Consider the following 262-nt stretch of genomic DNA (forward strand, 5'->3'; position numbering starts at 1 on the left):
GCCGCAGGGCTAAGCGCCGAGGCTGGCGCGCACGGCGGCGACGGGGGGCGGGCCATGGACATGTTCGCCGCGTTGCAGGCCTTCGTGGCCGTGGTGGACGAGGGTGGCTTTGCCCCGGCGGCGCGGCGCGCGGGGCAGGCCACGTCATCGTTCACCCGCCATGTCGATGCGCTGGAAGCGGCGCTGGGCACCCGGCTGTTTACGCGCACCACCCGCCAGGTCAGCCTGACCGAGGCGGGCGAGGCCTATTACCCGCGCGCCC

At 74.8% G+C, this 262-nt stretch carries 1 protein-coding gene; it reads left to right on the forward strand.

Annotated elements, in window-relative coordinates:
• Positions 1 to 54: 54 nt before the first annotated feature.
• On the forward strand, positions 55 to 262 hold a 208-nt coding region (locus tag H926_RS34295), incomplete at its 3' end, for a LysR family transcriptional regulator (protein ID WP_202804747.1).

The organism is Novosphingobium sp. B-7, assembly GCF_000410615.1.
Taxonomy (GTDB): domain Bacteria; phylum Pseudomonadota; class Alphaproteobacteria; order Sphingomonadales; family Sphingomonadaceae; genus Novosphingobium; species Novosphingobium capsulatum.